Source organism: Streptomyces sp. DSM 106670 (assembly GCF_055792845.1).
In genome coordinates, this window is sequence record NZ_CM147704.1 from 1,937,897 (window position 1) to 1,957,229 (window position 19,333).

Consider the following 19,333-nt stretch of genomic DNA (forward strand, 5'->3'; position numbering starts at 1 on the left):
ACCGGCCCGCGGAGAAGGGGGTTACGGGTCAGCCGCGCCAGACGTCGGCGGTCAGCGTGACCTTCCCGGAGGCCGGGACGGTCGCGGTGCGGTTCGCCCCGCTCTCCCAGGTGACGTTGCCACTGCCGTCCTTGCGGACGTACTTGTACGCGAACGTGGTCCCGGCGGGCAGGGCCACATCGAGCTTCCACACGGGGTACGCGGCCGGGTCGAGCTTCGGCGCGTTCGCCGGGTTCCAGTTGCCGAGGGCGGCCTGGTCGCCGGTGACGTGGATGTTCTGGCCGGGCTGGGTGGTGGCGTTGACGCCGAAGGAGGCGCCGGAGGAGCCGTCACCGGGGCCCGGGTCGGGGTTCGTGCCGCCGCCTCCGGAGCAGGTCCGGGCATTCACGTGCAGGGCGACGGCCGTGCCGGCCGGGACGGTGGCGGTGAACTGGCCGGAGCCGTTGACGGTGACGCCGTTGCCGGACTGGACGTCGCAGTAGTCACCGGCGGGCAGCGAGGTCTGGAAGGTCCGGTTCAGCGCGGAGCCCTCGTGGTTGATGGCGACGTACGCCTTGTCGCCCCGGCCGAAGGCGATCTGGTCGCCGCCGTTGTCCCACCAGTTGGTGACGGACTGGCCGCGGGCCGCGTTGCGGAAGCCGACCATGGAGGAGATCTCGCGCCAGGCGTGCTGGCACTTCCAGCCGTCGCTGTAGCAGGCGTTCACCTGGCCGCCGCCCGGCGGTCCGGCGTCGTGGTCGCTGAACTCGTAGCCGGAGTGGACGTCCGGGGAGCCGTAGGGGTAGGCCAGCATGAAGACGTTGGCGAGGGTGTAGGCGGAGCCGTTCTTGTAGTTGAGGGTGTCGCCGCCGCGCTCGGTGTCGTGGTTGTCGACGAAGACGCCGGACTTGCCGGACTCCATGAAGCCCCAGCCCTCGCCGAAGTTCTTCAGGTGGGCGAGGTTCTCGTTGAGGAAGACCTGCTTGAGGCTCCGCCCGTAACGGAACTCCTGGACGTCGCCGGTGCCGAGGTATTCGGAGGGCGAGACGGCCTCGCCCGCCCCGAAGATCGCCTCCTGCTTCCAGTAGACGTTCGGGTTGCTCAGCCGGGACTTGATGTTGGCCAGGTCGCCGGCGGGCATGTGCTTGGCGGCGTCGATGCGGAACCCGTCGACGCCGAGCGAGAGCAGGTCGTTCAGGTACCCGGCGATCCTGCCGCGTACGTAGTCCTCGCCGGTGTCCAGGTCGGCGAGGCCGACCAGCTCGCAGTTCTGGACGTTGGCACGGTCGTTGTAGTTGCTGATCTGGGCGCGGCAGTCGTCCATGTCGGCGCCGGAGTAGATGCCCGGGTAGTCGTACTTCGTGTACGCGGAGCCGCCGGTGCCGGTGCCGTTGCCCGCCGCCATGTGGTTGATGACGGCGTCCGCGACGACCTTGACGCCCGCCGAGTGACACGTGTTGACCATGGCGGAGAAGGCGGCACGGTCACCGAGACGGCCGGCGATCCTGTAGCTGACGGGCTGGTAGGACGTCCACCACTGGCCGCCCTGGATGTGCTCCTGGGGCGGCGAGACCTGGACGTAGCCGTAGCCCGCCGGACCGAGGGTGTCCGTGCAGGCCTTGGCGATGGAGGCGAACTTCCACTCGAACATCACGGCCGTGACGTCCTTGTCGCCCGGAGCGGCGGCCTGCGCGGGTGACGCGGCGCCGAATCCGGTGGGGATGACGAGGGCGGCGGCGCCTGCCACGAGGGCGAGCGCGCCAGACAGGGGTCTGCGTGCCATGTCTTTCCTCCTGCGGGTGGGGGAAACGCGGGTGACGGTGCAGCCTCAGCCGGCAACGCGCCATGCCCTCAAGGCTCCTGAAGGTTCTTGCTGCAAGAATGCAAACCTTGCCGCAGCGCAGACCGTACGAGCCCACCCGGCACCGGTCAACCCTTTGGACATCAGCCGCTCACATCCGTGAAACAACGGCGTTTTCTTCCTGACATCCGTCCGATTTCTTGCTGCAAGGTCTTTCGCAAGATATTGCGCGCCTGTTACGTTTCATCCGACTCCGGTCCGGTCGGCCGGGGGTTCCGGCGTCGCTCACGCGGTGGTGGACCCCACGCGCCCGGCCGGCCGGGCCGGTCACGACAAGAGAGGCACCCGGAGTCGCTACAACTCCCCGCCGGCCCTTCCTGGGCCGACTCCTGGTGCCTCTCCTGTGCGTGCTCCCCTGCTTGCCGTGTCCCCCGTGCTTCCTGTGGCCCCGGGGCTCGTCAGCCCTGGGTGCGCACCGCCGCCGTCGAGCCCCGGACGACCAGCTCCGGCTGGAAGACGTACTCCGTGCGCTGCACCGGGTTGCCGCCTATCTCCTCCAGCAGCGCGCCCACGGCGGCCGCCGCCATCGCCTGCACGGGCTGGCGCACCGTCGTCAGCGGCGGGTCCGTGAACGCGATGAACGGCGAGTCGTCGAAGCCCACGACCGAGACGTCGCGCGGCACCTCCAGGCCCCTCCCCCGGGCGGCGCGGACCACGCCGAGGGCCATCAGGTCACTGCCGCAGACGATGCCCGTGCAGCCCGCGTCCAGCAGGGCGCCGGCCGCCACCTGACCGCCCTCGACGCTGAACAGGGTGGAGCAGACCAGCGATTCGGCCGTCGGCCGGTCCATGCCGAGCACCGAGACGGCCGCCTCCACGAACCCGTCGCGTTTGCGGCGGGAAGGGACGTAGCGCTGCGGGCCGATGGCCAGGCCGATCCGGCGGTGGCCGAGGTCGGCGAGATGCCCGAGGGCCATCCGTACGGCAGCGTTGTCATCGGGCGAGAAGAAGGGGGCGCTGATGCGCTCGTTGTAGCCGTTGATCAGGACGAACGGTATGCCGCGCTCGGTGAGCGCGGCATACCGTTCCGGGTCGGCGGAGGTGTCCGCGTGCAGCCCGGACAGGAAGACGATGCCGCCGACGCCCCGCTCCACGAGCTGCTCGACGAGTTCGTCCTCGGTGGCGCCGCCGGGCACCTGGGTGCAGAGCACGGGGGTGTAGCCGTGTCCGGCCAGCACCTGTTCGACGGACTGCGCGAACGCCGGGAAGATCGGGTTGGTGAGTTCGGGCGTCACCAGGCCGATCAGTCCGGCGCTGCGCTGCCGCAGCCGTACGGGCCGCTCGTAGCCCAGGATGTCGAGCGCCGCGAGCACCCGCTGACGCGTGGAGTCCGCGACGCCCTGCTTCCCGTTCAGGACCCGGCTGACCGTCGCCTCGCTGACCGCCGCCTGGCCGGCGATGTCGGAGAGGCGGGGCGCGGCCGTGATCCTGGGCGACGGCAGTGTCACACCGTCCACCAGACCGTGGTGTCGGCGGGCAGCTCGGCCTCGGCGCCGTCCACGGTGACCGGGGAGCTGGCGAGCAGCACCTGGCCGCGGGCGGCGACGCGGACCGGGGCGCCGGTGGTGTTGACGGTGCAGACGAAGCCCGGGCGGGCGAAGGCGAGGACGCCTTCGGGGGCGTCCAGCCACTCGACGCCGGTGCCCGCGCCGAGGCCCGGGTGGTCGCGGCGGGCGGCGATCGCGGCGCGGTACAGCTCCAGGGTGGAGCCCTCCACGCCGGTCTGCGCCTCGACGGACAGCTCGCCCCAGCCGGCCGGCTGCGGGAGCCAGCTGCCGCCGTCGCCGAAGCCGTACGAGGTGCCCTCGCGGGTCCACGGGATCGGGACGCGGCAGCCGTCGCGGAAGCCGTCCTGGCCCGCGGCGCGGAAGAACGAGGGGTCCTGGCGGGCCTCGTCGGGCAGGTCGGTGACGTCGGGCAGGCCGAGCTCCTCGCCCTGGTAGACGTAGGCGGAGCCGGGCAGGGCGAGCATCAGCAGCGAGGCGGCGCGGGCCCGGCGCAGGCCCAGCTCGCGGTCGCCGGGGGTACGGATCTGGGTGCCGAGCCCCGCCGGGTTGGCGAACCGGGTGGTGTGCCGGGTGACGTCGTGGTTGGAGAGCACCCAGGTGGTGGGCGCGCCGACCGGGCGCATGGCGTCGAGCGAGGAGTCGATGACCTTGCGGAGTTCGGCGGCGTCCCAGGCGGTGGCCAGGTACGGGAAGTTGAACGCCTGGTGCATCTCGTCGGGGCGCACGTAGTTGGCGGTGCGCTCGGCGGTGGGCGTCCAGGCCTCGGCGACGGCGATCCTCTCGCCCGGGTACTCGTCGAGGATGGTGCGCCAGCTGCGGTAGATCGCGTGGACGCCGTCCTGGTCGAAGAACGGCATGACGTCGTTGCCGAGCAGCTTGAGCTGGTCGTGGGTGCCGAGGTCGGGCAGGCCCTCGGCCTTGACGAGGCCGTGGGCGACGTCGACGCGGAAGCCGTCCACGCCCATGTCGAGCCAGAAGCGCAGGATGGAACGGAACTCGTCGGCGACGGCCGGGTGCTCCCAGTTGAAGTCGGGCTGCTCGGGGGCGAAGAGGTGGAGGTACCAGTCGCCGGGGGTGCCGTCCGGGTTCACCGTACGGGTCCAGGCGGGGCCGCCGAAGATGGACTCCCAGTCGTTGGGCGGGAGTTCGCCGTCGGCGCCCTTTCCGGGGCGGAAGTGGTAGCGCTCGCGCAGGGCGGAGCCGGGGCCCTCGGCCAGGGCGCGCTTGAACCACTCGTGCTGGTCGGAGGAGTGGTTGGGGACCAGGTCGACGATGACGCGCAGGCCCAGGCCATGGGCCTCGCGGATCAGCGCGTCGGCGTCCAGCAGATTGCCGAACATCGGGTCGATGGCCCGGTAGTCGGAGACGTCGTAGCCGGCGTCGGCCTGCGGGGAGGCGTAGAAGGGGCTCAGCCAGACCGCGTCGACGCCCAGGTCCTTCAGGTGGGGCAGGCGGGCGGTGACGCCGGGGAGGTCGCCCATGCCGTCGCCGTTGCCGTCGGCGAAGCTCCGCGGATAGACCTGGTAGATCACCGCGTCCTGCCACCAGCCGGTGCGGTGGCCCGGGGCGCCGTCGGACGTGCCGGTGGAGGGGGCAGCGAGATGCTGGGTCATGTCGTCCCTGAGGTGTCTGGGTGGGGAGCGGCGCCGGGTCCGGGTCGGGGTTCCGGCGCCGCCGTGACGGGTGCGGTGGTGCGTGCGGGTGCTGGGGTCCGGGAGGTGCTCAGCCCTTGACGGCTCCGGCGGACATGCCGGTGACGAGGTGCTTCTGGGCGAAGAGGAACACCAGGGCGGCCGGGATGGCGATGAGGACGGAGGCGGCGGTCATGGGGCCCCACTGGGCTCCGTACTGGTTGACGAACTTCTGGAGTCCGCCGGCCAGGGTGAGGTTCTCGTCGCCGACCAGGAAGGCGGAGGCGTAGGCGACTTCGCCCCAGGCGGTGATGAAGGAGTAGAACGCGGTGACGGCGAGGCCCGGCTTGGCCAGCGGCAGGATGAGCCGGAAGAAGGTGCCGAACGGGGTGAGGCCGTCGACCTCGCCCGACTCGTCGATCTCGCGCGGGATGGTGTCGAAGAAGCCCTTCATCATCCAGGCGCAGAACGGCACCGAGATGGTGAGGTAGGTGATGACGAGACCGGTGGGCTGGTTGAGCAGTCCGAGGGTCGACATGATGTTGTAGATCGGCACGATGAGGACGGCGACCGGGAACATCTGGGTGATGAGCAGCGTCCACATCAGCCCGCGCTTGCCGGGAAAGCGGAAGCGGCTGACCGCGTATCCGGTGGTGGCGGCGACGAAGACGCCGATCACGGTGGAGAGCGCGGAGATGATCACGGAGTTGGCGAACCAGTTGAGGAACTCGGTGTCGCGGATCAGGTTCGTGTAGTTGACGAGCGTCGTCTCGCGGAAGAAGTCCGTGGTGGTCGCGTACTTCGCGGGCTTGAGCGAGGTCAGCAGGACCCACAGGACCGGGAAGACCGCGATCACCGAGGCGACGATCAGGGTCAGGTGCAGGACCACGGAGGCGAGCGGGGAGCGCTCGCCGCGCAGGCGGACCTTGCGGACGGCGTGCCGGGCGGGGGTGTCGGTCGCGGTGGTCACCAGTTGTCTCCCTGGGAGCGCAGGACCCGCCGGTAGACGACGGCGAAGACCATCAGGAGTGCGAGGATCAGCACGCCCCACGTGGAGGACTGCGCGTAGTCGCGCGGGCTGATCTCGAAGGAGAACTTGTACGCCTGGGTCACCAGGATCTGGGTCGCCTCACCGGGTCCGCCGCGGGTCAGCAGGAAGATCACCGGGAACATGTTGAAGGTCCAGATGGTGGAGAGCAGGACCACCGTGGTGGAGACCGGGCGCAGTCCGGGGAGCGTGATGTGGCGGAAGCGCTGCCAGGCGGTCGCGCCGTCCATCTCGGCCGCTTCGTACTGCTCGGAGGGGATGGACTGGAGTCCGCCGAGGAGGGCCACCATCATGAACGGGACGCCGAGCCAGACGTTGACGGCGATGACCGCGAACTTGGCCCAGGTCGGGTCGTTCAGCCACGGGACGGCGTCGATGCCGGCGCCGCCGAGGATCTTGTTGAGCAGGCCGCGCTCCTCGTTGTAGAGGAAGCGCCAGGCGAAGACGGAGACGAAGCCGGGGATGGCCCAGGGCAGGATGAGGGCCATGCGGTAGGCGGAGCGGCCGGCGATGCGGCGGTTGAGGATGTTCGCCAGGGCCATGCCGAGGACGAACGTGATGCTCACGCAGGAGACGGTCCACACCAGCGTCCAGCCGAGCGTGCCGAGGAACTGCGAGCCGGTCAGCGCGTCGACGTAGTTGTCCGCGCCGACGAACTCGTAGGTGGCGGGGATCTCGTTGACGCCGATGGAGCGGGCGACGTTGCGCTCGTCGGCGTCGGTCATCGAGAGGTAGATGCCGCGGACCAGCGGGTAGCCGATGATCACGCCGATCACGACGACGACCGGGGCGACCATGGCCCAGGCGTACCAGTGGACCGACAGCGCCCGCCTCAGGCGGCCGGGGGTCGGCGGTGGGGTGCCAGTACCGCGGCTCCGGCCGCGGGCGGTGTTCTCGCCCGCGGCCTTCACCACCGACTGGCTGGTGTGGACAGCCATCAGTCGGCCAACCTTCCTGTTACTTCCAGCCCTCGAGGAGCTTGCGGTAGGAGTCGCCGGTGGACTTGGCGGCCTTCTCCGGCGTGGTCTGGCCGGTGAGGACCTTGGTGTACTCGACGCGCAGCGGCTCGAAGAGGCTGCCGCCCTCGGGGATCCAGGGGCGCTCGACGGCGGTCTCGACGACCGGCTTGAAGAAGCCGACGATCTCGCTGTCGACCGCTTCCTTCTTGGCGTACGCGGAGGTGCGGGTCGGCAGCAGGTTCAGCTCGCCGGCGGCGGTGGCCTGACTGTCCACGGACGTCATGTACTCGACGAAGGCGTAGGAGGCCTCGAGGTTCTTGGAGCCCGCGTAGACGGCGAGGTTGTGGCCGCCCTGCGGGGCGCCCTGGGCGGCGGAGCCGGCCGGGACCGGGGCGACGCCCAGGTTGTCCTTGTCGGTGAACTCCTTGCCGGTCAGGGTGTCGGCGACGGCCCAGGGGCCGTTGATCATCATCGCGACGTCGCCGTTCTTGAACGACTGCATCATGTTCTCCCAGCCGTCCGAGGCGTCCGTCTTCGCGGTGCCGTCGTCGACCAGGGCCTTGACCGCCTTGAACGCCTTGACGCCCTCGGGCTTGTCGATGGTGACGCTCTTGGAGGAGGCGTCGACCATGTCGCCGCCCTCGCCGTACAGGAAGGAGAGGAAGTAGTACGGGTCGTCGCCGCGGAGGTAGAGGCCGGTCTTGCCGGTCTTGTCCTTGATCTTCTTGGCGACGGTCTTGAGGTCGTCCAGGTTCGCGGGCGCCTCGACACCGGCCTCCTTGAACAGCTTCTTGTTGTAGAAGATGCCCATGGAGTCGATGACCTGCGGGACGGCGTAGGTCTTGTCCTCGTACTTGGTGGACGCGACGGCCTGCTTGAGGAAGTCGTCCTGGTTCTTCAGGGCGGCGGTGCCGTCCAGCGGGGCCAGGTAGCCGAGGTTGGCGAAGTCCGGCGTCCAGGCGACCTCGGAGCGGATCACGTCGGGCGCGCCGTCGCCGGCCTGGGCGGCGTTCTTGAACTTGTTCTGCGCCTCGCCGAAGGGCACGTTGACGTACTTGACGTCGACCTTCGGGTGCTTCTTCTCGAAGCCCTCGGCCAGCTTCTTGAAGACCTTGTCCTCGCTGCCGACGCTGGAGGTGTCCCACCAGGTCACGGTGCCGGAGAGCTCGCCCGAGCTCTTGCTGCCGCCGGACTCGTCGTCGCTGCCGCAGGCGGTCGCCGCGAGCGCCAGGGCCGCGACCAGGGCGGTGGCCGTTATGCCACGTCGCATCTGAACTCCTTCAACTGCCGTACCGCTCCGTCGCGGCGCCGGGTCGACGTGAACGTAACAAGGATGAAAGACGACCGAAAGACCTTGCGGAGGATTTCTGCAAGCCTTGGCGATCGTTACATTCGCGTGTCCTCAAGGTTGCCGTCAAGCCCCTTGACGGCGGTCATCCGCCCCTGGCAGAGGCAGACACGGCACGGCATATCCGCAGTGCGACGATCTGACCGCAGTCCGCGATCCAGTACCGCAAGTCCTTGCAAGACGTTGCCGGAAAGCCCGCCGAAGACCTCCCCCACGGCCACGCCGCGGCGCCTCCGCACCACCCCGCGCACGGTGGGCAATCCGACACCGGCCCGGTACAGTCCCATCCCATGACCGCACGGCTTGCCGATATCGCAACTCAGGCGGGGGTCAGTGAAGCGACGGTCAGCCGAGTCCTGAACGGCAAGCCCGGAGTCGCGGCGACCACCCGCGAATCCGTCCTCGCGGCGCTCGACGTCCTGGGATACGAGCGCCCGGTGCGACTGCGCAGGCGCAGCGCGGGGCTGGTCGGCCTCATCACCCCGGAGCTGGAGAACCCGATCTTCCCGGCGCTGGCGCAGGTCATCGGCCAGGCGCTGACCCGGCAGGGCTACACCCCGGTGCTGGCGACCCAGACCCCCGGCGGCTCCACCGAGGACGAACTCACCGAAATGCTGGTGGACCGGGGCGTCTCCGGCATCATCTTCGTCTCCGGGCTGCACGCGGACACCTCGGCCGATGTCCAGCGCTACGAGCAACTGCGCGGCCAGGGCGTCCCCTTCGTCCTGATGAACGGCTTCTCGGCCAAGGTGCAGGCGCCGTTCATCTCGCCCGACGACCGGGCGGCGATGCGCCTCGCGGTGACACATCTGGTGGCGCTCGGCCACCAGCGCATCGGCCTCGCGCTCGGCCCCAAGCGCTTCGTTCCGGTGCTCCGCAAGATCGAGGGCTTCCACGCCACGATGCGGGAGCAGCTGGGCCTCGCCCCGGACGAGGTGGAGGAGTTGATCGAGCACTCGCTGTACACCTTGGAGGGCGGTCAGGCGGCCGCCTCCGCCCTGATGGAGCGCGGCTGCACGGCGGTCGTGTGCGCGAGCGACATGATGGCGCTCGGGGCGATCCGGGCGGCCCGCCGGCTCTCGAAGGACGTGCCGCGCGATCTGTCGGTCGTGGGCTTCGACGACTCGGCGCTCATAGCGTTCACGGATCCGCCGCTGACGACGATCCGGCAGCCGGTGACGGCCATGGGCCAGGCCGCGGTGCGCACGCTCCTGGAGGAGATCGGCGGAACCCCGGCCCCGCACAGCGAGTTCGTCTTCATGCCCGAGCTGGTGGTTCGCGGCTCGACGGCCGCCGGACCCGCAGGCGGCTCGGGGTCCCCGCCTCGTCCTTGAGACGCAGGATGTGCGACCCGAACCCGACCGGAGGATGATCGGGGGCAGGGGAATCTCTATGGAAGACTCTCTGCCTATGGGTGAAACACAGGTGACAGCACAGGAAGGCCGGTCGACGGCCGGTCCTTCACCCATCGTGGCCGACCGGACGGCCGAGGCCGGCTGGTCCGCCCGCTTCCGCTCGCTGCGGACGCCCCGGCGTCCCCGGCTCTGGTTCGAGATCCTGCTCATCGCGGTCAGTTACTGGCTGTATTCACTCGTGCGCAATGCCGTTCCGGAGCAGAAGGCGGCGGCCCTGCGCAACGCGGACTGGATCTGGTCGGCGGAGAAGACGCTCGGTCTCGCCTTCGAGGAAACGGTCAATCACGCGGTCAATTCCGTGACATGGCTGATCGTGTCGATGAACTACTACTACGCGACGCTGCATTTCGTCGTGACCATCGGCGTTCTCGTCTGGCTGTTCCGCCGCCACCCGGGCCGGTACGCGGCGACGCGGCTCGTCCTCTTCGCGACGACGGCGGTGGCCCTGCTCGGCTACTACCTCTACCCCCTGGCGCCACCCCGTCTGATGAACGGCGCGAACTTCATCGACACCGTGCTGGTGCACGAGACGTGGGGCTCGATGGCGTCGGGCAACTTCAAGAACATGTCGAACCAGTACGCGGCGATGCCGTCGATGCACATCGGCTGGTCACTCTGGTGCGGCCTGACGATCTTCGCCCTGGCCTCGGCGCCCTGGGCCCGCATCCTGGGCCTGCTCTACCCGACGCTCACCCTCGTGGTCATCGTGGCCACCGCCAACCACTTCTGGCTGGACGCGGTGGGCGGCGTGGCCTGCCTCGCGTTCGGTTACGCGGTCTCCCGCGTCTGGTACGGCTCGCTGCCGCACCGGCTGCCGAAGTGGGTGCCCGCCAAGTCCGGCGACGGGAAGAGCCGGCTGACCGGACTGCGCGCCGCCCGACTGCCACGCCCGGCGTCGGAACCGGAGCCGGAGACGGAGACGGCCGGGGCGCGCAGGGCGTAGTCCTCGTACGGCGAGGAACGGGGTGGCGCGCCACCTCGTTGACGCCCGGCCCGCGCCCCCACCGTCACCGGTGACGTACTTCAGTCGGTCTTGGCCGCCTCGTCGAAGAACCTGACGATTCGAGGCAGTGCTTGCCGCACCGATCCGTTGTGGTCGTAGTCGCCGACGTCGGTCAGCCGGTGTGCGGCGCCGTTCCTCGTCAGCTGGTCGGCACAGTAGGCCGCGTGACCGAAGTCGACGTCCTCGTCGCCCCGACCGTGGAAGATCTCCACCCGTACGCTCGGCCGCCAGTCGCATGTGTTGTCCATCGGGCGCAGCTTTTCCTTCAGGACACCGTCGGGCTTGCGGATCTTGTTGAGGAAGTCCTCGGTGAACAGGTCCTTGGACGCCGGCGGGAGTTCGTTGACGATCTGCTCAGCGGTGTGATGGCCATCGAAAAGACCCTCGACCCTGCCGTCGTAGGGGGAGCGGAAGACATCTCCGGCTGACGTGTAAAGGCCATACATCTTGTTCCAGGCGGTGACGAAGTAGGCCAGGTAAATGCCGGATCTGGCGATCCTGTCATCAGCCGCGGCGGCCTCGAAGGCCGAGAGGTCGTACGGGCCGCTGACCGGGGCGAGTGCCCCCAGCCGGAAGTAGCGGTCGGCACCCTCTTGCTGAAGCGCCCGGCCCACCAGCATGGTCGCGGGGCCGCCCTGCGAGAACCCGCTGACCTGTACCTTGCGCTTCAGCTCCCGGCCGCTCCGGTGGGCGAAGGACCGAGCCGCGCGCAGGCCGTCCACCGAGGCCGCGACGGTGGCCCCGGGGTCGCCGTACGGGTGGAAGCCTTCGCCCGAGCCGAGGCCCACGTAGTCGGGCGCCGAGACGGCCCGCCCGGTCGAGGCGAACAGCAGGGCGACGAGTCGGTCGTTCGACTTCGGATTCTCCGAGGCGACGTCCTTGCGATAGACGGTGGTGCCGTGCAGCCAGGAGACGGTGGACAGGCGGCGCGCCCCGTTCTCGGGCAGGACGACGAGCTGGCTCGCGGTCGTGGGGGCGCCTGCGCTGTCAGTGGTGCGGTAGACAACCCGATAGGCGGTCACACCGAATCGGACCTGGGCCGAGTCGATCTTCCCCCGGAGCTCCCTGGCCACTTCCTCCGCTGTGAGGTCGGCCGCCTGCTCGACGGAGACGACAGCCCCGCCCTGCACCCGCTCATGGTGGGGGCCGGCCACCGCCGAGACCGGAGCCACCAGGGCGGAGACACTGCCGAGGACCGCCGCACCAGCCGCGATCCGGATACTTGTTCGCCGTAAAGTCATGGATGGATCATGCCCGTCGGCCGCTGCGCCGGGCCATGGAGCGACCCCCCGGGCCGCGAAGGGGGTAAGCCCCCTCGGGCCCGTAGGGATGCCGGGGGGGGTGTCCTGTCACCCGCCGGGCGCTTTTCAGCCCGCCCGGCGCTTGAGGGCGTCCTTATCAGCCCCTCCGGCGTTTGAGGAGCGGGGTCCGGGGCGGAGCCCCGAGGGGCCCCGGGGCCGGGCCCCGGGAGCGAACCCCTACGACGCCGCCCCGTAGAACCGCTCCTCCACCACCGCCCGAGCCCTCCGAGTAATCCGCCGATAGTCGTCCAACATGTCCCCGACATGCCCCGGCTCGTACCCCAGGTACCGCCCCACCGCCGTCATCTCCCGCGCCTCGGACGGAAACGTGTCGCCCGGCCGCCCCCGCACCAGCATCACCGCGTTCCGCACCCGCGTGGCCAGCACCCACGCCTCGTCCAGCGTCTCCGCGTCCTCCGCCGGAATCAGCCCCGCCGCACACGCGGCGGCCAGCGCCTCGCGCGTCCGCGTCGTCCGCAGCCCCGGCTCCGACCACCCGTGCCGCATCTGCATCAACTGCACGGTCCACTCGACATCGCTCAGCCCGCCCCGCCCCAGCTTCGCGTGGAGCGTGGGGTCCGCGCCGCGCGGCATCCGCTCGGACTCCATCCGCGCCTTGAGCCGGCGGATCTCGCGTACGGCGTCCTCGCCGAGCCCTTCCATCGGATACCGCAGCGGATCGGCGAGCTCGATGAACGCGCGCCCCAACTCCGCATCGCCCGCCACCGGTTCGGCCCGCAGCAGCGCCTGGCTCTCCCAGACCAGCGACCAGCGCCGGTAATAGGCCTCGTACGACTTGAGCGTGCGCACCATCGGCCCGGTCCTGCCCTCCGGCCGCAGATCGGCGTCGATGAGCAACGGCGGGTCGGCGGTCGGCAGTTGGAGCAGTCTCCGCATCTCCCCCACGACCGCGTTCGCCGCCCGCCCCGCCTCCTCGTCGCTCACGCCCTCGCGCGGCTGATGGACGAAGAGGACGTCCGCGTCGGAGCCGTAACCCAGCTCGTGCCCGCCGAAGCGGCCCATGCCGATGACGGCGAACCGAGTCGGCAGCGTGTCGCCCCACCGCTCGCGGACGGCGGCCCGCAGCGCGCCCGCGATGGTGGCGGCGTTGAGGTCGGTGACGGCCGAGCCGACGCGGTCGACGAGCGCCCCGTGGTCCTGCTCGGCGGGGCTGTCCTCGGTGCCGTACGAGCCGATGAGGTCGGCGGCCGTCGTACGGAACAGCTCGCGCCGGCGCACCCCGCGCACCACCGCGACGGCCGACTCCGCGTCCCCGGCCCGCCCCACCGCGGCCAGCACCTCCTGGTCCAGGTGGGCCCGGGTGCGGGGCGTGAGCCCCTCCGGGTCGCCGAGGATCGCCACCGCCTCCGGAGCCCGCATGAGCAGGTCCGGGGCGAGGCGGCCGGCGGAGAGGACTCGGGCGAGGTTCTCCGCCGCCGCGCCCTCGTCCCGCAGGAGCCGCAGGTACCACGGGGTCTTGCCGAGCGCGTCGGACACCTTGCGGAAGCCGAGGAGCCCGGCGTCCGGGTCGGCGGAGTCCGCGAACCAGCCGAGCAGCACCGGCAGCAGGGTGCGCTGGATGGCGGCCTTGCGGGAGACCCCGGAGGAGAGGGCCTCCAGGTGCCGCAGGGCGGCGGCCGGGTCGGCGTACCCGAGGGCCTCCAGACGGTGGGCCGCGGCCTTCGCGCTGAGCCGGGACTCGGCGGGGGCCAGCTGGGCGACGGCGTCCAGCAGCGGCCGGTAGAAGATCTTCTCGTGCAGCCGCCGCACGACGGAGGCGTGCCGCTTCCAGGCCTTGTTCAGCTCGGCCACCGGGTCGGTGCGCATCCCGAGCGACCGGCCGAGCCGCCGCAGATCCGCCTCGTCCTCGGGGACGAGGTGGGTGCGGCGCATCCGGTAGAGCTGGATCCGGTGCTCCATCGAGCGCAGGAAGCGGTACGCCTCATCGAGCTGGGCGGCGTCCGCGCGTCCGACGTAACCGCCCTCGGCGAGCGCCCGCAGCGCCTCCAGGGTGGAGCCGCTGTGCAGCGAGGCGTCACTGCGGCCGTGCACCAACTGGAGGAGCTGGACCGCGAATTCGACGTCCCGCAGGCCGCCGGGTCCGAGCTTCAGCTCCCGCTCGATGCGGTCGGCGGGGATGTTGTCGACGACGCGGCGGCGCATCTTCTGTACGTCGGGGACGAAGTTCTCCCGGTCGGCGGCGCCCCAGACGAGCGGCGACACCGCCTCGACGTACTCCGCGCCCAGCTCGGGGTCGCCGGCCACCGCGCGGGCCTTCAACAGGGCCTGGAACTCCCAGGTCTTGGCCCAGCGCTGGTAGTAGGCGAGGTGCGAGCTGAGGGTGCGCACCAGTGGTCCGTTGCGCCCCTCGGGGCGGAGGTTGGCGTCGACCTCCCAGATGGTGCCCTCGGCGGTGGTCTCGGAGCAGATCCGCATCATGTGGGCGGCCAGCCGGGTGGCGGCCTGCATGGCCCTGGTCTCGTCGACCCCGTCGCGCGCCTCCCCGACGAAGATCACGTCGACGTCGGAGACGTAGTTCAGCTCCCGCCCGCCGCACTTGCCCATCGCGACGACGGCGAGCCGGCACTGCGCGGCGTCCTCGGGCGCGGCCGTGCGGGCGATGGCGAGCGCGGCGCGCAGGGTGGCGGTGGCGAGGTCGGCCAGTTCGGCGGCGGTCTGGGCGAGGTCGGTGGTGCCGCACACGTCCCGGGCGGCGAGGGTGAGCAGGCACCGGCGGTAGGCGACCCGCAGCGAGTCCGGGTCGACCGCGTCGGCGAGCCCCCGCTCGAACTCGGCGACCCCGGGGTGCAGGTCGATTGCCTCGTACGTGACGAGCGCCTGCCAGTCGCGCGGGTGCCGGGCCAGATGGTCGCCGAGCGCCTCCGACGCGCCGAGCACCCCGAGGAGCCGGTCGCGCAGGGGTTTGGCGGTGACGAGGGTGTCGAGCAGCACCTGCCGCTCGTCCGCCGCCTCGGCCTCCACGATCCGGACCAGTCCCCGCAGGGCCAGATCCGGGTCGGCGGTGGCCCCGAGCGCCTCCAGGAGGACCGGATCCGACCGTACGGAGGCGAGCTCGTCCAGGTCGAGGAGCTGCTCGGCGGCGGACGGGTCGGTGAATCCGTGCCGCAGCAACCGGGTGAACGTACTGCTCCTGCGCCCCGGCACCGTCGTCATTGCACGCTCTCCCGCCGCCCGAACCGATCTGCGTAACTGCTCGGCCGCTTCGTTCGCCGGCGTCACAGCTCTCCGAGCCTAGTCCTGTGCCGATGAATTCGGGGCGGGGGTGGAGTCCACCTACGGGGAAAGCACCTGACAGCACCCCTTGACGCCCTCCCGGAGGAACCATGTCCACGACCGAGCGCCCCCGGCCCGCCCGCCTCCCCGCGACCGAGCTGCACTCTGGCTACAGCAGCGAGGGCGCGACGGCCCGCCCGTGGCCGGAGGCAGCCGCCGTGCTCACCGATGCCCCGCTGTACTGGCTGTCCACGGTCCGCCCGGACGGCCGCCCCCATGTCACCCCGCTGATCGGCGTCTGGTCCGACGGCGCCCTCCACTTCTGCACGGGCCCGCAGGAGCGCAAGGCGCACAATCTGGCGGCCAACCCCGAGGTGGTCCTGACGACGGGCGCGAACACCCTGGACTCCGGCTTCGACATCGTGGTGGAGGGCCGGGCGGACCGGGTGACGGACCACGAGCGGCTGACCGCCCTGGCCCGGGAGTGGGAGGCGAAGTACGGCGCCGACTGGCACTTCGGCGTCGAGGACGGCAGCTTCGTCCAGGCGGAGGCGGGCCACGCCCACGTGTTCGCGGTCCACCCCCGTACGGCCTTCGGCTTCGGCAAGGGGGAGCCGTACAGCCAGACGCGCTACCGCTTCGGGTGATCCTCCGAGGGACTGTACGCCGCCGTCCCGACGAGGACGGTGGCGTACAGCTCCTCGGAGACCAGGACCCGGGGGCTCAGCCCGGCGGCGCGCAGGACCTCGACCGCCGTGTCCCGCTGCCGCTCGCTCGCCTCCACCAGCAGGCTGCCGCCGGGCGCGAGCCATGCGGGCGCTTCGGCGGCGACCCGGCGCATGACGTCCAGGCCGTCGCCGCCCCCGTCCAGGGCGACGCGCGGTTCGTGGACGCGGGCCTCGGCGGGCAGCAGCTCGACGTCGTCGGTGGGGACGTAGGGGACGTTGGCCAGCAGCACGTCGACCCGGCCGCGCAGGGCGGCGGGAAGAGGAGCGAAGAGATCGCCCTCGTACACCTGGCCCAGCTCGCCGACGTTGCGCCGGGCGCAGTGCACGGCGGCGGGTTCGACGTCGCAGGCGTGCAGTTCGGCGGCGTCCGACGCGGCGGCGAGGGCGACGCCGAGCGCGCCGGACCCGCAGCAGAGGTCGACGACGACGGCCCGGCGGGGCGCGAGGGCGGCGGCCTGCGCCACCAGGAACTCCGTACGCCGGCGGGGCACGAAGACGCCGGGGTCGACGGCGTAGCGGCGGCCGTGGAACTCCGCCCAGCCCAGGACGTGTTCGAGGGGCAGCCCGGCGGCGCGGCGGTCGACGAGGGCGGACAGTTCGTCCGGGGAGGCGGCGGCCTCGTGGAGGAGGCGGGCCTCGTCCTCGGCGAAGACACAGCCGGCGCGACGGAGGGCGACGACGGTGGAGGAGAGGGGGAGGGTGGGGTGAACCGGCATACGAGCGAAGCCTTTCGGGAAAACCGATGGGCGCTCCGCGATCGTCCTAGACCGTCCGGTCAGCCGCTGCAGGTGCTGGTGCTGGTGCTGCCGGTCGTCCGATGGGATCGCGCGGGGTGAGCACCCAGCCTGATCCAGCGGTAATGGGTCTCACCTCCTCGGTCGATCTCATCGTTCCCCGTGGCGTACGGGGGTCGCAACAGTACAACAGCCCGCTTCCGCACCCGTGCGAGGGCGCGAAAGCGGGCGGTACGGGCCGGGGCGGGCGGCTCAGAGATCCACGCTGTCCCGCAGCTTGGTGGGCGTCAGGAACAGGGAGGCGATGACACCGACCACGACGATGCCGGCCGAGATGAGGAAGATGTGCCCGGTGGCCTCCCCGTACGCGGCCCGGACGACGTCCTGGACCTGGGGCGGCATGGCGGCGACGTTGAGGGTGGATCCGCCGGATCCGGAGGCCGCCGGATCGATGCCCAGCTTCGTCAGCCCGTCGGCGATCCTGTTCGCGACCTGGTGGGCGAGGACCGCGCCGAGCACGGAGACGCCCATGGTGCCGCCGAGGGAGCGGAAGAAGGTGATGGCCCCGCTGGCCGCGCCGATCTCGCTGAGCGGAACGGTGTTCTGGAGGACGAGCACCAGGTTCTGCATCGACATGCCGACCCCGGCTCCGACGGCGAGCATGCCGGCCGACACCAGGACGAGCGAGGTCCGGTGATCGATGAAGGAGAGCCCGAGGAAGCCGGCGGCGAGCACGACCACACCGGCGACGATGAACGGCTTGACCTTGCCGGTCTTCGACACGAGGCGGCCGGCGACGGTGGAGGAGACGAGCACGCCCGCCATCAGCGGAATGGTGAGGAGTCCCGCCTCGGTCGGCGAGTAGCCGCGGCCGATCTGGAAGTACTGCCCGAGGAAGACCGCACCGCCGAACATGGCCATGCCGACGGCGAGGCTGGCGACGATGGCGAGGGCGGGGTCCCGGCGGCGGACGACGTGCAGCGGAACGACGGGCTCCTTGACGCGCGCCTCGACGAGAACGGCTGCCGTCAGAATGACGACGCTGCCCCCGACCATCAGTCCGCTCTGCCAGGCGAGCCAGCCGAAGTCGTCGCCGACGAAGGTGACCCAGAGGAGCAGAAGGCTGACTCCGGCGGCGATGAGGGAGGCGCCGAGGTAGTCGACCTTGGTGTCGGGCCGGCGGACCTCGGCGAGGTGCAGGGTGCGGGCGAGCATCACGGAGGCGAGCAGCGTGAAGGGCACGGCGATGAAGAAGCACCAGCGCCAGCCGAGCCAGGAGGCGTCGGTGATGAACCCGCCGAGCAGCGGCCCGCCGACGGTGGCGACGGCCATGACACCGCCGAGGTAGCCGTTGTAGCGGCCGCGTTCCTTCGGGCTGATCATCGCGGCGATGATCACCTGCACGAGCACCTGGAGCGCGCCCATCCCGAGCCCCTGGACGGCGCGGAAGGCGATGAGTTGCTCGGTGGACTGAGCGAACCCGCAGGCGACGGACGAGACGACGAAAAGACCGATGGCTATCTGGAGCAGCAGCTTCTTGCTGAACAGGTCGGCGAGCTTGCCCCAGATCGGGGTGGAGGCCGTGGAGGCCAGCAGGGTAGCGGTGACGACCCAGGTGTACTGCGACTGCGTGCCGTCGAGGGACCCGATGATCTGCGGGAGCGCGACCGAGACCACGGTGCTGCTGATCATCGCCACGAACAGGACGATGAGCAGCCCGCTCAGGGCCCGCAGGATGTGACGGTGGTCCATGGGTGCGGCGGCGGGGGCCCCGGCCGGGGCGGCGGTGTCTGCTGCGCTCACGCGCAACCTCCGGAAAGCTCGTACGAGAGGCCCGTACAAGGCGGTGGCCACGGGTTGGTCCGCGTGCGACGCCGGTACGGGAGGGAGAAGACTTCACCATACATGCACACTGCGCAATTTTGCCCACTGCGCAACAATCTCGGACCCGGGGGATAATGCCCCCATGGACAGCAGCACCGCGGGACCGGGCCTCCGGGAACGCAAGAAGGAAGCCACCCGACAGGCCGTGCACGAGGCGACCCTGCGCCTGACGGTGGAACACGGCTTCGACCACGTGACGGTCGAGGCGGTGGCGGACGCGGCCGGAATCTCCCGCCGGACGTTCTCCAACTACTTCACCAACAAGGAGGACGCCCTCCTCTACGGCGAGGAGCAGCAGATCAGGGCCCTGGTCCGCACGGTCCGCGACCGCCCCACCGACGAACCCGCCTGGCCGGCCCTGCGCGCGGCGGTGGCCCAGTTCGCGGAACGCGTGGCACCACCGGAACGCGAATGGGCGGTACGCACCCGCCTGGCGATGCGCCACCCCTCCCTCCTGGCCCGCCAACTGGCCAACCACGCCACCCTGGAACGCGACCTGGCCGAAGCGGTGGCCGCCCGCCCGGGCCCGTCGTCCGCCCCCGTCCGCCCGATCGTCCTGGCGGCGGGCTTCCTGTCCTCGCTCCGGATCGCGATGCGCATGTGGATCGAGGAGGACCTGGCACGGGAGCCGGCGGCGGTGATCGACGAGATCCTGGACGAGATGGGGCGGGGGTTCGTGTGAGGGTGGGGGGTCCGACCT

The 19,333-nt window shown here is 70.8% G+C and carries 14 protein-coding genes; 4 read left to right on the forward strand and 10 right to left on the reverse strand.

Annotated features, from left to right (window positions below; all coding sequences use genetic code 11):
- Positions 1 to 28: 28 nt before the first annotated feature.
- The 6 genes from ACSMXR_RS08505 to ACSMXR_RS08530 all read right to left on the reverse strand — a co-directional run bounded on the left by ACSMXR_RS08505 (position 29) and on the right by ACSMXR_RS08530 (position 8,256).
- Entirely contained in the window at positions 29 to 1,762 is a 1,734-nt protein-coding gene (locus tag ACSMXR_RS08505) for a carbohydrate-binding module family 20 domain-containing protein (protein WP_473171542.1), read from the reverse strand.
- 476 nt (positions 1,763 to 2,238) lie between these two features.
- Positions 2,239 to 3,300: a LacI family DNA-binding transcriptional regulator gene (locus ACSMXR_RS08510; RefSeq protein WP_473172353.1), complete on the reverse strand. Its 1,062-nt coding sequence runs from the start codon at positions 3,298 to 3,300 to the stop codon at positions 2,239 to 2,241.
- The gene (locus tag ACSMXR_RS08515) at positions 3,285 to 4,961 is read right to left on the reverse strand and encodes a glycoside hydrolase family 13 protein (RefSeq protein WP_381848585.1); all 1,677 of its coding nucleotides are present in this window, start codon (positions 4,959 to 4,961) and stop codon (positions 3,285 to 3,287) included. Before ACSMXR_RS08515 ends, ACSMXR_RS08510 begins: the two co-directional genes overlap by 16 nt.
- A gap of 109 nt (positions 4,962 to 5,070) precedes the next feature.
- Positions 5,071 to 5,949, reverse strand: coding sequence for a sugar ABC transporter permease (locus ACSMXR_RS08520; protein WP_218527770.1), 879 nt, complete (start codon positions 5,947 to 5,949; stop codon positions 5,071 to 5,073).
- The gene (locus tag ACSMXR_RS08525) at positions 5,946 to 6,965 is read right to left on the reverse strand and encodes a carbohydrate ABC transporter permease (RefSeq protein ID WP_103509061.1); all 1,020 of its coding nucleotides are present in this window, start codon (positions 6,963 to 6,965) and stop codon (positions 5,946 to 5,948) included. Before ACSMXR_RS08525 ends, ACSMXR_RS08520 begins: the two co-directional genes overlap by 4 nt.
- 19 nt (positions 6,966 to 6,984) lie before the next feature.
- Positions 6,985 to 8,256, reverse strand: a complete 1,272-nt coding sequence (locus ACSMXR_RS08530) for an extracellular solute-binding protein (protein ID WP_137232789.1) — start codon at positions 8,254 to 8,256, stop codon at positions 6,985 to 6,987.
- Between the two features lie 368 nt (positions 8,257 to 8,624).
- Between ACSMXR_RS08530 and ACSMXR_RS08535 the strand changes: the two genes are divergently transcribed.
- On the forward strand, positions 8,625 to 9,668 hold the full coding sequence (locus ACSMXR_RS08535; RefSeq protein ID WP_218527768.1) for a LacI family DNA-binding transcriptional regulator: 1,044 nt from the start codon (positions 8,625 to 8,627) through the stop codon (positions 9,666 to 9,668).
- Between the two features lie 76 nt (positions 9,669 to 9,744).
- Positions 9,745 to 10,692 carry a phosphatase PAP2 family protein gene (locus tag ACSMXR_RS08540; RefSeq protein ID WP_473171543.1) on the forward strand — a complete coding sequence of 316 codons (948 nt, stop codon included), beginning with the start codon at positions 9,745 to 9,747 and terminating at the stop codon, positions 10,690 to 10,692.
- An 80-nt stretch (positions 10,693 to 10,772) separates the two neighbouring features.
- Here the strand turns inward: ACSMXR_RS08540 and ACSMXR_RS08545 are convergent, their stop codons facing one another.
- Positions 10,773 to 11,993 carry a lipase family protein gene (locus tag ACSMXR_RS08545; protein ID WP_473171544.1) on the reverse strand — a complete coding sequence of 407 codons (1,221 nt, stop codon included), beginning with the start codon at positions 11,991 to 11,993 and terminating at the stop codon, positions 10,773 to 10,775.
- Positions 11,994 to 12,230: 237 nt separating this feature from the next.
- Positions 12,231 to 15,227, reverse strand: a complete 2,997-nt coding sequence (locus tag ACSMXR_RS08550) for a bifunctional [glutamine synthetase] adenylyltransferase/[glutamine synthetase]-adenylyl-L-tyrosine phosphorylase (RefSeq protein ID WP_473171545.1) — start codon at positions 15,225 to 15,227, stop codon at positions 12,231 to 12,233.
- Between the two features lie 170 nt (positions 15,228 to 15,397).
- On the opposite strand from ACSMXR_RS08550, the gene ACSMXR_RS08555 reads away from it, so the two are divergent.
- Positions 15,398 to 15,934 carry a pyridoxamine 5'-phosphate oxidase family protein gene (locus tag ACSMXR_RS08555; RefSeq protein WP_473171546.1) on the forward strand — a complete coding sequence of 179 codons (537 nt, stop codon included), beginning with the start codon at positions 15,398 to 15,400 and terminating at the stop codon, positions 15,932 to 15,934.
- On the opposite strand, the gene ACSMXR_RS08560 is transcribed toward ACSMXR_RS08555, so the two are convergent.
- Positions 15,919 to 16,731 (reverse strand): putative protein N(5)-glutamine methyltransferase, encoded by an 813-nt coding sequence (locus ACSMXR_RS08560; protein WP_473171547.1) that lies wholly within the window; start codon positions 16,729 to 16,731, stop codon positions 15,919 to 15,921. The genes ACSMXR_RS08555 and ACSMXR_RS08560 overlap by 16 nt on opposite strands.
- Before the next feature lie 270 nt (positions 16,732 to 17,001).
- Positions 17,002 to 18,552, reverse strand: a complete 1,551-nt coding sequence (locus ACSMXR_RS08565; RefSeq protein ID WP_473171548.1) for an MDR family MFS transporter — start codon at positions 18,550 to 18,552, stop codon at positions 17,002 to 17,004.
- Positions 18,553 to 18,715: 163 nt separating this feature from the next.
- On the opposite strand from ACSMXR_RS08565, the gene ACSMXR_RS08570 reads away from it, so the two are divergent.
- A complete protein-coding gene (locus ACSMXR_RS08570) occupies positions 18,716 to 19,315 on the forward strand; it encodes an acyl-CoA-like ligand-binding transcription factor (RefSeq protein WP_137232798.1) in 600 nt (199 codons plus the stop codon).
- Positions 19,316 to 19,333 lie beyond the last annotated feature (18 nt).

Excerpts from the sequence above, each read along its gene's own strand:
- ACSMXR_RS08505 (WP_473171542.1), bottom strand. The coding sequence starts at position 1,762 with ATGGCACGCAGACCCCTGTCTGGCGCGCTCGCCCTCGTGGCAGGCGCC.
- ACSMXR_RS08515 (WP_381848585.1), bottom strand. The coding sequence starts at position 4,961 with ATGACCCAGCATCTCGCTGCCCCCTCCACCGGCACGTCCGACGGCGCC.
- ACSMXR_RS08525 (WP_103509061.1), bottom strand. The coding sequence starts at position 6,965 with ATGGCTGTCCACACCAGCCAGTCGGTGGTGAAGGCCGCGGGCGAGAAC.
- ACSMXR_RS08530 (WP_137232789.1), bottom strand. The coding sequence starts at position 8,256 with ATGCGACGTGGCATAACGGCCACCGCCCTGGTCGCGGCCCTGGCGCTC.
- ACSMXR_RS08535 (WP_218527768.1), top strand. The coding sequence starts at position 8,625 with ATGACCGCACGGCTTGCCGATATCGCAACTCAGGCGGGGGTCAGTGAA.
- ACSMXR_RS08540 (WP_473171543.1), top strand. The coding sequence starts at position 9,745 with ATGGGTGAAACACAGGTGACAGCACAGGAAGGCCGGTCGACGGCCGGT.
- ACSMXR_RS08545 (WP_473171544.1), bottom strand. The coding sequence starts at position 11,993 with ATGACTTTACGGCGAACAAGTATCCGGATCGCGGCTGGTGCGGCGGTC.
- ACSMXR_RS08550 (WP_473171545.1), bottom strand. The coding sequence starts at position 15,227 with ATGACGACGGTGCCGGGGCGCAGGAGCAGTACGTTCACCCGGTTGCTG.
- ACSMXR_RS08555 (WP_473171546.1), top strand. The coding sequence starts at position 15,398 with ATGTCCACGACCGAGCGCCCCCGGCCCGCCCGCCTCCCCGCGACCGAG.
- ACSMXR_RS08560 (WP_473171547.1), bottom strand. The coding sequence starts at position 16,731 with ATGCCGGTTCACCCCACCCTCCCCCTCTCCTCCACCGTCGTCGCCCTC.
- ACSMXR_RS08570 (WP_137232798.1), top strand. The coding sequence starts at position 18,716 with ATGGACAGCAGCACCGCGGGACCGGGCCTCCGGGAACGCAAGAAGGAA.